The sequence below is a fragment of the Pseudomonas sp. GL_135 genome (genome assembly GCF_057834665.1).
Map to the genome: position 1 here is coordinate 4,571,634 of NZ_CM174408.1, position 12,994 is coordinate 4,584,627.

At 59.2% G+C, this 12,994-nt stretch carries 9 protein-coding genes; 4 read left to right on the forward strand and 5 right to left on the reverse strand.

Annotated features, from left to right (window positions below; translation table 11 throughout):
* Window positions 1-35: 35 nt before the first annotated feature.
* From kdgD to AC3ISG_RS20330, 5 genes are all read right to left on the reverse strand, one after another.
* The gene (kdgD, locus tag AC3ISG_RS20310; protein WP_122534960.1) at window positions 36-947 is read right to left on the reverse strand and encodes a 5-dehydro-4-deoxyglucarate dehydratase; all 912 of its coding nucleotides are present in this window, start codon (window positions 945-947) and stop codon (window positions 36-38) included.
* 460 nt (window positions 948-1,407) lie between these two features.
* Entirely contained in the window at window positions 1,408-2,157 is a 750-nt protein-coding gene (locus AC3ISG_RS20315) for a FadR/GntR family transcriptional regulator (protein WP_108120830.1), read from the reverse strand.
* A 120-nt stretch (window positions 2,158-2,277) separates the two neighbouring features.
* Window positions 2,278-4,014, reverse strand: a complete 1,737-nt coding sequence (locus tag AC3ISG_RS20320; RefSeq protein WP_122623271.1) for an ABC transporter ATP-binding protein/permease — start codon at window positions 4,012-4,014, stop codon at window positions 2,278-2,280.
* A 99-nt stretch (window positions 4,015-4,113) separates the two neighbouring features.
* Window positions 4,114-4,674, reverse strand: a complete 561-nt coding sequence (locus AC3ISG_RS20325) for a response regulator transcription factor (RefSeq protein WP_065990162.1) — start codon at window positions 4,672-4,674, stop codon at window positions 4,114-4,116.
* Entirely contained in the window at window positions 4,671-5,927 is a 1,257-nt protein-coding gene (locus AC3ISG_RS20330) for an ATP-binding protein (protein WP_122623270.1), read from the reverse strand. The genes AC3ISG_RS20325 and AC3ISG_RS20330 overlap by 4 nt, the downstream gene beginning before the upstream one ends.
* Window positions 5,928-6,134: 207 nt before the next feature.
* Here AC3ISG_RS20330 and AC3ISG_RS20335 point away from each other — a divergent pair, with 207 nt between their 5' ends.
* The 4 genes from AC3ISG_RS20335 (at window position 6,135) to AC3ISG_RS20350 (ending at window position 12,895) form a co-directional block, all read left to right on the forward strand.
* Window positions 6,135-6,851: an SIMPL domain-containing protein gene (locus AC3ISG_RS20335; protein ID WP_489297812.1), complete on the forward strand. Its 717-nt coding sequence runs from the start codon at window positions 6,135-6,137 to the stop codon at window positions 6,849-6,851.
* 249 nt (window positions 6,852-7,100) lie between these two features.
* Complete coding sequence (locus AC3ISG_RS20340) at window positions 7,101-9,272, forward strand: HET-C-related protein (RefSeq protein WP_489297813.1); 2,172 nt, start codon at window positions 7,101-7,103, stop codon at window positions 9,270-9,272.
* A 112-nt stretch (window positions 9,273-9,384) separates the two neighbouring features.
* Window positions 9,385-10,983, forward strand: a complete 1,599-nt coding sequence (locus AC3ISG_RS20345; protein ID WP_489297814.1) for an ABC transporter substrate-binding protein — start codon at window positions 9,385-9,387, stop codon at window positions 10,981-10,983.
* A gap of 283 nt (window positions 10,984-11,266) precedes the next feature.
* The gene (locus AC3ISG_RS20350; RefSeq protein ID WP_122623267.1) at window positions 11,267-12,895 is read left to right on the forward strand and encodes an ABC transporter substrate-binding protein; all 1,629 of its coding nucleotides are present in this window, start codon (window positions 11,267-11,269) and stop codon (window positions 12,893-12,895) included.
* Window positions 12,896-12,994: the final 99 nt, after the last annotated feature.

Sequence of the window (12,994 nt, forward strand, 5' to 3'; positions counted from 1 at the left end):
GCTGATCGCTCAGCGGTTTTGCGGCAACTGGGCGATTACTGCTTGCCCTGCTTGTCCATCAATGCAGCCAGCATGTCGACTTCGTCCGACGTCAGGTCAGTCAGCGGGGCGCGGACAGGGCCTGCGTCGTAACCGGCAAGCTTGGCGCCCGCCTTGACGATGCTCACCGCGTAGCCGTGTTTGCGGTTACGGATGTCCAGGTACGGCAGGAAGAAATCGTCGATCAGCTTGCCGACGGTCTCGTGATCGTCTTTGGCGATGGCGTGGTAGAAGTCCATCGCCATTTTTGGCAGGAAGTTGAACACCGCCGAGGAGTAAACCGGCACGCCCAGCGCCTTGTAGGCGGCGGCGTAGACCTCTGCCGTTGGCAGACCACCCAGGTAGGAGAAGCGGTCGCCCAGACGACGGCGGATCGAAACCATCAGCTCGATATCACCCAGGCCGTCTTTGTAGCCGATCAGGTTAGGGCAGCGCTCGGCCAGTTGTTCCAGCAGCGAAGGGGTCAGGCGGCAGACGTTACGGTTGTAGACGACAACGCCGATCTTGACCGATTTGCAGACCGCTTCAACGTGGAGGGCGACGCCGTCCTGGCTGGCTTCGGTCAGGTAGTGAGGCAGCAGCAGCAGGCCTTTTGCACCCAGACGCTCGGCTTCTTGAGCCATCTGGATCGCCTGGCGGGTCGGACCACCGACGCCAGCCAGAATCGGCACGCTGGTTTCGCAGGTGTCGACGGCAGTCTTGATGATTTCGGAGTATTCGTCGCCGGTCAGGGAGAAGAACTCACCTGTACCGCCTGCGGCGAACAGCGCGGAAGCGCCATACGGGGCGAGCCATTCCAGACGCTTGATGTAGCCAGCGCGGTGGAAGTCGCCTTGGGCATTGAAATCGGTAACGGGGAAGGAAAGCAGACCGTGAGAGAGGATGGACTTCAGTTCTTGTGGATTCATTATTCGAACACCCTGGGGAGCTATTTTTGTGGATGAAGCACCAGTCCTGCGCTGATGTCGTAAGTCATCGTACAACTGAGAGGGGGATCACTCAATAGCGTTTTGAAATATTTATGACGGGGAAGGATGAGTGGTGGATATGAGGGAAGACAGGATCGGCGACGGTGCGGACTGCCATAAACCATCTCTTGGATGAGCGCCGCGTGATCGGGCTCTGCACTCGATCGTGTGGGAGCGAGCTTGCTCACGAAGAGGCCCGTATATCCGCAGCACTCTTGGCAGGAGTGCCGTCGTCGTGAGCAAGCTCACTCCCACAAGGACTGCGCATGCCTCTGGCCGGAGGCAATGGGAAATGGGGAATGGGGAATGGGGCAATCCCAAGGTAATTAGCTAAACCACCGCAAACACATTCGATCAATGGCCCCCGCAGCAATGCCATGGCCCACTCAATCAATCGGGCTCAAGCCCGCTGCGACTCGGCCTCTTCATGAGCATGACGCAGCCGTTCACGGCTGTTGGTCAGGTGCAGGCGCATGGCGGCGCGGGCGGCATCGGAATCCTGGCGCGCGATGGCGTCGTAAATTTCCTCGTGCTCGCGGCTCAGGCGGCTCATGTAATGCTGGTTGTCGTCGTGGGCCAGGCGCGCAGAATTCAGACGGGTACGGGGAATGATGCTGGTGCCCAGGTGATTCATGATGTCGGTGAAGTAGCGGTTGCCGGTCGACAGGGCGATGGCCATGTGGAACTGGAAGTCGGCGCCGACAGCATCGCTGGCATGGGCCGCGCTTTCGCTGAGTGCGTCGAGGGCGGCGCGCATGTCGGCCAGTTGCTCGGCGGATCGGCGTTGGGCGGCCAGGCCGGCTGATTCGACTTCGAGACTGATGCGCAACTCGAGAATCGCCAGGACGTCACGGAGGGTGACGATGGTGGCCGGATCGATACGGAAACCGCTCGGGCTCGGCGTGTCCAGAACGAACGTGCCGATGCCATGCCGGGTTTCGACCAGCCCGGAGGCCTGCAGGCGAGAGATGGCTTCGCGAACAACCGTGCGGCTGACGCCCTGCTCTTCCATGATTGCAGACTCGGTAGGCAACTTGTCCCCGCGCTTTAGCCCGCCAGTGCGGATCCGCTCGGAGAGTTCAGTCACCAGTTCCTGTGCGAGACTGCGGTGCTTTCTGCGTGCGCGAGGCGGAGCGCTCTGATTTTCCATATCCAACATGCATCTCTAAATACGCTGAACGCTGATGATAGCTCACCGGGTTGTGCGATCACACAACAACCCCGGCGAAGCACCTGGTTTACGACACTTTATCGCTTCAGCACTCTACGCTTAAAGTGCCGATTCGGTTAGCGGCTGCTCGTGCAACTGGCCACCGTCGATGCGCACGTGGCGACCATGGAAGCGCTTGAGGCTGCTGCGGTGGCCGATGCTGAGCAGGGTCACGCCCGGTAGCTCGTCCAGCAACGCCTGATACAGCGCGGCTTCATCCTCTTCGTCCATCGCGGATGTGGCTTCATCCAGGTAAAGCCAGTCCGGCGCGAACAGTAACGCTCGGGCAAAAGCGACGCGTTGTTGCTCGCCCGGCGACAGCATGCGCTGCCAGTGTTCACTCTCGTCCAGTCGCGGGATGAGATGACCCAGGCGGCAGGTTTCCAGCACCTGAGCAAAGCGCTCGGCAGGATAGACTTCGGGCGCCTGGGGATAACTCAACGCCTCACGCAGGGTGCCAATCGGCAGATACGGTTTTTGCGGCAGGAAGAACGCACGTTTGGCGGGTAGCTTCACGGCACCATGGCCTTCTTTCCACAACCCGCCCATCGCCCGCAGCAGCGTACTTTTGCCACTGCCGGAGCGGCCGCTGAGCATGACTTTTTCGCCTGCAGCAATGCGAATGTTGGCATTGTTCAGTAACTGGCGACCGCCGGCGAGAGACAGCGCCAGGCCATCGAGCTGCAAGGCTTCGCTCTCATGACTAACCTTGATGGCCGGCACGCGCGCTTCGTTTTCGTCCATGGCCTGACGGAAGCTGAGCAGACGATCACAGGTGGCGCGCCACGATGCCAGTTGGGTATACGCGTCGATGAACCAGCTGAAATTTTCCTGCACATTGCCGAACGCCGAGTTGATCTGCATCAGCTCGCCCAGTTCGATCTTGCCGGCGAAGTAACGCGGTGCAGCCACGACAAAGGCGAAGACGATGGCGATCTGTGAGTAACCGGCGGTGAAAAACGTCAGACGCTTCTGCACCTTCATGATCGTCCAAAAGTTGCTCCAGACCATGCCGAACCGTGCGCTCAGGCGCTGATTTTCGTTGGCCTCGCCATCGGACAGGGCGATGCTCTCGGCGTTCTCGCGAACGCGCACCAGCGAGAAACGCATGTCGGCCTCGTAACGCTGTTGCTGGTTGCTCAGCACGATCAAGCGTTTGCCGATCAGGTGAGTCAGCAAGCTGCCGACCGCGGCATAAATAAGTGCGGCCCAGAACATGTAGCCGGGAATGGTGATGCCGAACAGCTCGATGCTGCCGGACACGCCCCACAGGATCACCGAGAACGACACCAGACTGACCACCGTGCGCAGCAGGCCGAGGCTCAGGCTGAGGGTGTCGGACGTGAAGTTATTGAGGTCTTCAGACAGACGCTGGTCCGGGTTATCGGTGTAACCGCCCTGCTCCAGCCGGTAGTAGTTCTTGTGTGCGAGCCATTTGGCAAAATGCTGTTCCGTCAGCCATCGACGCCAGCGGATGGTCAGCATCTGGGTCAGATAGAGGCGATAGACCGCGCCAAGTATGGCAATGGCGGCAATGCCGCAGAAGTAGAGGATGAGATGGGTGAAGGCCCCCAGGTCCTTATTCTGCAGCGCGTTGTAGAAGTCGCGGTACCAGCTGTTGACCAGCACCGAGATAAATACACTGAACAGCGACAGCACGATCACTGCGATGAGCAGCACCCAGGCCATGCCTTTTTCTTCGCTGCGCCAGTAGGGCGTCACCAGCTTCCAGACCCGGGAAAAGAAATTCCCGTTTACAGCGTCATTGACCCTGGATTCGTCTACATCAAAATTCATGGCAAAAGCTCGGCAGCAGGCAATTAAAGGCGTTGGCGCCAATGTGCCAGACGCCACAGACGATCTTCCATGAATAAATGTTTAAGAAGCAGTCCCTGCTTAACGGCGGACCGGGCGCTTCTGCAACTTGCGCTGCAACGTGCGCCGATGCATGCCCAAGGCACGCGCCGTGGCGGAGATATTGCCCTCGTGTTCGGTCAGCACACGCTGAATGTGCTCCCACTGCAAGCGGTCGACGGACATCGGGTTTTCAGGCACCAGCGTGTCCAGGTCGGCGTGTTCGGACAGCAGCGCTGCCAGCACGTCATCGGCATCGGCGGGTTTGCACAGGTAGTTGCAGGCGCCACGCTTGATCGCTTCGACGGCCGTGGCGATGCTCGAATAACCGGTCAGGATCAGCACGCGCATTTCCGGGTCCAGTTCCAGAAGCTTGGGCAACAGCACCAGCCCCGAGTCCCCTTCCATTTTCAGGTCGACGGCGGCGTAGTCCGGAATGTCCTGCTGCGCGAGGGCCAGGCCCTCATCGGCGGAACCGGCGGTGCTTACGCGAAAACCACGGCGCGCCATGGCCCGTGCCATCACGCGAGTGAAAGTGGCGTCGTCGTCCACCAGCAGCAGGTGCGGCAGTTCTTCGCCTTCAACCTGGATTTCGTCAGTCATGCTTCATCTCCTCGTGCGTCACGGGGCAGGCGCAGCTCGGTCAGCGTGCCGCCTTCCTCGTGAGGATAGAGTTTCACCGAGCCGCCCGCGCGGGTCACGCTGGCCTTACTCAAGAACAGGCCAAGGCCGAAGCCTTTGCCCTTGGTGGTAAAAAACGGTTTACCGATCTGCTCGGCGATGGCCAGCGGGACCCCGGCTCCATGATCGCGGATGCTGATGCGAATCTCGGTGGCGGTCCAGTCCAGATTCACCTCAAGCCCTTCGGCGCAGGCATCGGCAGCATTGTTGAGCAGGTTCAGCAGCGCCTGGGTCAAGTCCGGCGGCGGCGCCAGCATCGGCACGTCGCCCTGTCCCAGGCGTTGAAAGCGGTAAGTGGCTTCCGGGCGCATCAGGTGCCAGCGATTAAGCGCCTGATCGAGCCAGTGCGTAACGGTTTGTTCCTGCACCGAGAGCCGGCGATTCGCTTCAGCGGCGCGAACCAGTTGCTGCAACGTCTCTTTGCACAGCTTGACCTGATCTTGCAGCACCGAAAGGTCGTCCTGCAGCGCAGGGTCTTTATGGTCCTGCTGCATTTCCTTGAGCAGCACGCTCATGGTCGCCAGCGGCGTGCCAAGTTCATGGGCGGCGCCGGCAGCTTCGGTCGCCACCGCGAGTAATTGCTGATCGCGCGCGCCCTCTTCGCGGCGCAAGGCACGCATGTGTTCCTGACGGCGCAGTTCTTCGGCCATGCGCGCGGCAAAGAAAGTGATCACCCCGGCCGCCAGCGCGAAACTCAGCCACATACCGTATATCTGCATGTTCTCGCGGGCCACGAAGGCATCCAGCGGGAAGAACTTGGCCAGCATCAGGGTGTACAACGCCAGCGCAATACCCGACAGGATCAGCGAATAACGCCACGGCAGTGTCACGGCGGCGATGGTCAGCGGCACCAGGTAATAAGAAACGAACGGGTTGGTCGAGCCGCCGGAAAAGTACAGCAGCGCACTGTGGATAAACAGGTCGAATGCCAGTTGCACGGCGTATTCGAGCTCGGTCACCGGCCACGAGGTGCGCAAACGGATGGCCGTCAGCAGGCAGACGATCGCCGAGAAACCCAGGGTGATGTCCAGCTGCAGCCAGGGCAGCGGCAGCAAATCGAACAGATAGGCGAACCCCACTGAGCCCGCCTGGGCACCCAGCACCAGAATGCGGATGAACGTCAGGCGCCAGAGGTTCTGACGGGTAGCGGAAAGCAGTTGCAAGGGGGCGAGCATGAGCTCTCCTGATGAGCGCTCCAGGCGAATCGGAGCGAGTATAACCAATGCGACAACAGTTGCCGTCAAAGTGCGTCAAACCGCCACATCCATTTGACCTCCGCCCAATGGCGCAGGAACAAGCCTCCGGGTTCACAGTCTCATGGGCATCCGTCCGCCGAGGACTTGCCACATCCCTCGGGACGGTTCGCCAAACAAGGAGTTTTTATGTTCAGCCTTCGCCCCACTGCCACATTGCTCACCCTCGGCGCACTCGCGCTGGCCAGCACCCCTGCCCTCGCCGACGACGTTCACTACAACCAGGTTTCGGTCCGCGCCGAAGTCAGCCAGGAAGTGCAGCGCGACCTGATGACCGTCACCCTCTACACCGAATCGCAGAACACCGACCCGGCCAAGCTGGCGGCCGGCGTCACTGAAACCCTGAACAAGGCCCTGGGCGAAGCGCGTCAGGTCAAGGACATCAACATTCGTCAGGGCAGCCGCAACAGCTACCCGATCTATGACGACAAAGGCCAGAAGATCACCGGCTGGCGTGAACACGCCGAACTGCGCCTGGAAAGCGCCGACTTTGCCGCCCTCTCCAAGTTGACCGGCGACCTGCTGGGTGGCGACATGAAAATGGGCGGCATGGACTTCTCCATTTCCAACCCCGCACGCAAGACCAGCGAAGACGCGTTGCTCAAGGACGCTGTGACAGCATTCCGTGCTCGCGCGAAATTGGTGACCGACGCACTGGGCGGTACCGGCTACAAACTGGTCAACCTGAACCTGAACACCTCCGGGTTCCCGCAGCCATATCTACGCGCGCCAGTCATGATGATGAAGGCCGCGCGTGCCGACGCCGCGCCAACGCCTGATGTCGAGGCCGGCACCAGCCAGGTCAGTGTGGCAGCAGATGGCGTGATCGAAGTCGCTATCCCTTGATGCACCCGGCGGCAGCCAAGGGCTGCCGCCTTTTCCCTCTCCCGCCCCCGCTTTATTACGGCTATCCCGTGGCCGCTTCCCCATCAGCACAGCTCCTATCTCCTACGTCCCGGGGCGATTCGGCCGATTTTCACGCTGCCCGAAATAAATAGAATTGTCCGCAGCAAAACACACCTGACGCGCACTCAAGGCCGCCTGCTCCAGAGGGCACAGCCGTGCGCAGCCAATGATTCAAGGAAGAATCCGATCATGCCTTTTCAAGCTCAAACCGTTATTCCTGTCGACATGTCCACCCGCACGTTGCGCAGTACATTCGCGCTGGATCTACTGACCCACGTGGCCGAAACGCTCGCGCCAGAATCTTTTGCAATCGAGATGGGGAACGTCTTCGGTAACGACATTCCGCCTCACCTCTATACGAAGCTGCGGGACAAACTGCTGGCGGGTGAGGTGCAAAACCCTGCCGTGCTTCTCTCCTGGGAGCTGGGCTTCGAAGCCGACTATGACAACCGCGAGCGGGTCATCCGTGTCGATTGGTCATTTTTCGCGCGTACGACCGCCCATCCGCAGCACTACTGGTGGTTGCTCACCGCACTGCTCCATGAATTCGGCCACCACATCGACAACGTCCTGCGCCATGAACTGGCTGATGAAAATGCGCCATTGGCGAACGATGCCCCATTCGAGGAAGGCCATCTGTTCACCTTGTGGTTGACCGAAGCAGCCTCCCCGTCACGAGACGACCTGAGTTTCGCCACGTATTCCGAAGTGGCCTCCGGCAATCGTGAGTACGCGATGTCCTGGAAGAAGGCTGGCGAAGCCATTCGCGACTATCTGGCCTCGACCGATCTGCGCATCGAGCCTTCCCACAGCAATTCCGACCGCGAAGCCTTCGAAGCCGGCAACGCAGAGGCGAAAGGCAGCACCCACCAGACGATTGAATGGGTACTGCAGGATTTCAAATTCAGCCGAACGGAAATCGACGCCGTTTATTTCGGCAATTGGCTACGGGATTACTCCCAGGTCGTTGATCCCAAGATCACCCGTGCACCCGACATGCCAAAAGAATTCCCGGCGACACTGTCCCGCGAGGGCTGGACGAATCTGGTCGACGTGCTGGCAGCCAAGAAATTTTTCGACCTGCGGATGCGCTATCCGAACGAAATGAAGGTCACGCCCACAAAACTGGGTGTTTACCGGCCGACGGAGCACATCGACAATCCGCTGGTGACCGATCCACCGTTCCCGGACCCGAAAGTGCGTGACCCGGACTTCGAAGCCTGGGTGCTATCCGGTGATCCGTCCCTTGGCGCGGACTTGGCCACGTCAATGAAACGCTACATCGGCAACGCGGTGGGCTACATGGAGCAGGAGCTGCGCCTGTCGATGGAACAGGGCCGTTCCCTCGACGGACTGCGCAGCTTCGGTGCCGCGCTGCATGTGCTCGAAGACCTGTTTGCCCATTCAAACTTCGCAGAACTGAGCCTGATCAAGGCCGGGCATGTCAGGGTTCTGCCCTGGACAACGCCTGTTCACGTCAAATGGAACCTGTCTCTGGTCACAGGCACATTCGGGGCCACCGACGTCATCGCCAGTCTGGCGGGACCGCTGGGCAAAATCCTCTTTTCCACCCAGGAGCTTGAGTTCGAGCTCACTCAGCCGGGTTATCGCTCGGACAGAGATAAAGTGATGCTGGTGTTGCTGAGCGAACACCCTGATCAGGATTATTTCAACGCATTCAACGCGCTGCTGACGGCCAGGGACGGCCTGGTGACGCTCGCTAAAAAAATGGGCGTAGACACCCTGAAGTTCTATCGCTGGCTGATCAACACCCCGGCGGGCATTTTGCTGAACGCGTACAACAGCGCGGCACAAGGTGTACTGACCTGGATCGGCAACAGCGTCGACGATGCGCAGACTCTGCTGGGCAGTGACCCGAATACTGACCCGACGCTGGAGCCGAGCCACTCGCAACTCTCCAAGGACCACGCTGAGCACCCGCTCCACGATTTGGCCGCGCTGCTCGCTACCGAAGCCGTGCGCAAAGTTGCCCAGTCCATGGTCGATTACTGGGCTGGCAAACCTGAGGCAGATCCGGTCGCCGTCGCGTCGGCATTCTTCTGCCATCCTGCCGACAGTGAATGGCAGTACCCGATCGTCAACGCATGGGCGGCCAGTAATCCGGCGGAAGTGGCACGCAGCGAATCGAAGAGCGAGCTGGACAAGACCCAGCAAGCGGCAATCGACGAACTGCGCGCCATCCAGAACACACTCATCAAAGACAGCCAGAGCTATCTGGACTACGTGTTCAACAGCAAAACCTCCCAGGCCTCGGGCTTGCAGGGCTTTCTGGAGCAGGGGTTCATGAAAGTGGTTTCCGGCACCTCCTGGTGGAAGGAATTGCAGAACTTCATTAAGTAATAAGCTTATGAATTTACCTGGCTTGTTGCCCGAGTGAGCCGTGCGGCATTCTTGGCGGTCTATCATCCCGTCGATGAATTCAGGCATGAGTGCCGCACTTAATGAGGTTCACATGGACACAACCTTCAAACCCCTGCTCCTGGCAGCCGCAATGGCGCTGTGCATTCCCTCGGTGCAGGCGGCCAGCACCCTTGTCTATTGCTCGGAAGCCAGCCCTGCCGGCTTCGATCCCAGTCAGTACACCAGCGGCACCGAGTTCGATGCGTCAGCGGAAACAGTCTTCAACCGCCTGACCCAGTTCAAGCGCGGCGGCACCGATGTCGAGCCGGGCCTGGCAACGAAATGGGACGTGTCCGAAGACGGCTTGACCTACACCTTTCACTTGCGCCCTGGCGTGAAATTCCACACCACGGACTATTTCACACCGAGCCGGGACTTCAACGCCGACGACGTGCTGTTCACTTTCAATCGTCTGCTGAACCCGGACGACCCGTTCCGAAAGGCGTACCCGTCGGAGTCGCCGTACTTCACCGACATGGGCATGAACACCACCATCAAGCAGGTCGAAAAGGTCGACGATCAAACCGTCCGCTTCCAGCTGAACAACATCGACGCGGCGTTCATCCAGAACCTGGCGATGAGCTTCGCCTCGATTCAGTCGGCTGAATACGCGGCCCAACTGATCAAGCAAGGCAAGGCAGGCGACATCAACCTGAAACCAATCGGTACAGGGCCGTTTGTGTTCAAGCGTTATCAGAAAGACGCGCAGATCCGTTACGTCGGCAACAAGGAATACTGGAAGCCGGAGGACGTGAAGCTCGACAACCTGATCTTCTCGATCAACACCGACGCCGCCACCCGCCTGCAGAAGCTGAAGACCGGCGAGTGCCAGATCAGTGGGTATCCGCGTCCACAGGACATCGAAGAAGCGCAGAAGGACCCGAACCTGAAGGTGCTGAGCCAGGCCGGTTTCAACCTGGGCTTTCTGGCCTACAACGTGACTCATCCGCCGCTGGATCAACTGAAGGTGCGTCAGGCGCTGGACATGGCCATCGACAAGCCGGCCATCATCAAGGCGGTCTACCAGGGCGCCGGGCAGCTGGCACAGAACGCTCTGCCACCTGCGCAATGGAGCTTTGATCCGAACATCAAGGACGCGCCCCACGATCCGGCAAAAGCCAAGCAGCTGCTCAAGGAGGCCGGCGTTGCGCCAGGCACGCAGATCAACCTGTGGGCGATGACCGTACAGCGTGCGTCCAACCCCAACGCACGCATGTCGGCGCAGATGATCCAGTCGGACTGGGCGAAGATTGGTATCAAGGCCAACATCGTCAGCTATGAATGGGGCGAGTACATCAAGCGCGCCAAGGCTGGTGAGCACGACGTGATGATCTACGGCTGGACCGGTGACAATGGTGACCCCGACAACTGGCTCGGCGTGCTGTACAGCTGTGGCGCGGTGAAGGGCAGCAACTACGCGAAGTGGTGCAACCCCAGCTACGACAAGCTGGTCACCCAGGCCAAGCTGACCAGCGACCGCGATGAGCGCATCAAGCTGTACCAGCAAGCGCAGAACATTCTGAAGAACGACGTGCCAATCACCCCGATCGCTAATTCCAAGGTCTTTCAGCCGATGCGTAAAGAGGTTCAAGACTTCAAACTCAGCCCGTTTGGCCTGACGCCTTTCTACGGCGTAAGCCTGGCCAAGTAACTCGCTGAAACCAACAGCGAAGTAACACTCGATGACCGAAGCGGGTGCAATCGCCACGTTGCGATGCACCCTTTTGGTGCTACAAAGATATCGATATGCGACACGCAAACGTTCAACAGCGTCAGAAATTACACTTATGCGACATTCGTGTACGTTCGTGCCACTGTTTGACACCTTGCTGGCGCCAACATCTTGCTTTGGGTATGGCGCCTGCATAAGTATCCGTGGGACCGGCTCAAAAGGCCGTACCCTCAATCAAAAAATGACAACAACTGAGGCCACCATGCTCAAAAAAGCGGTCATTCCGTTTCTTCTCGGCGCAGGTTTGATCGCCAGCGCTCCCTTCGCCCATGCAGCATCGAATCTGGTGTTCTGCTCCGAAGGCAGCCCTGCTGGTTTCGATCCAGGTCAATACACCACCGGTACCGACTTCGATGCTTCGGCCGAGACCGTTTTCAACCGTTTGAGCCAGTTCGAACGTGGCGGCACCGCTGTCATTCCAGGCCTGGCCACCAGCTGGGACGTTGCCCCGGATGGCCTGACCTACACCTTCCACCTGCGTGAAGGTGTGAAATTCCACACCACGCCGTACTTCAAGCCGACGCGTACCTTCAATGCCGATGACGTGCTGTTCACGTTCAACCGCATGATCAACAAGGACGACCCGTTCCGTAAGGCGTACCCGACCGAATTCCCGTACTTCACCGACATGGCGATGGACACCAACATCACCAAGATCGAGAAGGTCGACGATCACACCGTCAGAATGACCCTCGGCACCGTCGATGCTGCGTTCATCCAGAACCTGGCGATGAGCTTCGCGTCCATTCAGTCCGCTGAATACGCTGCCCAGCTGCTGAAAGAAGGCAAGCCGGAAGACATCAACCAGAAGCCGATCGGCACTGGCCCGTTCGTGTTCAAGAGCTACCAGAAAGACTCCAACATTCGCTTCACCGGGAACAAGGACTACTGGAAGCCTGAAGACGTCAAAGTCGACAACCTGATTTTTGCCATCACCACTGACGCCTCGGTTCGTGCGCAGAAGTTGAAGAAAGGCGAATGCCAGATCACCGCTTACCCGCGTCCGGCTGACCTCGCTCCGCTGAAAGCCGACCCTGCGTTGAAGATGCCTGACCAGGCCGGCTTCAACCTGGGTTACATCGCCTACAACGTGATGCCCAAGATCAAAGGCGAAGACAAGCCGAACCCGCTGGCTGACCTCAAAGTGCGTCAAGCGCTGGACATGGCAGTCAACAAGAAATCCATCATCGATGCCGTGTATCAAGGCGCGGGCCAACTGGCGACCAACGCCATGCCGCCGACCCAGTGGTCCTACGACACCACCATCAAAGATGCACCGTTCGATATCGCCAAGGCCAAGGACCTGCTCAAGCAGGCGGGCGTGAAGGAAGGCACCGAAATCACCCTGTGGGCGATGCCGGTTCAGCGTCCTTACAACCCGAACGCCAAGCTGATGGCCGAGATGCTCCAGAACGACTGGAAGAAGATCGGCATCAACGCCAAGATTGTTTCCTATGAATGGGGCGAGTACATCAAGCGCGCCAAGGCCGGCGAAAACGGCGCAATGCTGATTGGCTGGAGCGGCGACAACGGTGACCCGGACAACTGGCTGGGTACTCTGTTTGGCTGTGATGCCCTCAACGGCAACAACTTCGCCAAATGGTGTGACAAGCCGTTCGATACCTTGATCCACCAGGCCAAGGAAACCACTGATCAGGCCAAACGCACCGAGCTGTACAAGCAGGCTCAACACCTGCTCAAAGACGCGGTCCCTATGACCCCAATTGCTCACTCGACTGTTTATCAGCCGATGCGCAAGGAAGTTCAGGACTTCAAGATCAGCCCGTTCGGTCTGAACTCGTTCTACGGCGTCAGCGTCAGCGGCAAGTAATATTTTTTAAATGACCACTCGGTCGCGTTGCCCAAGGGCGACGCGATCGCGTTGTCATGTGCTCGATCGTTAAATGAAATTGACTATCGTTAGATGAGT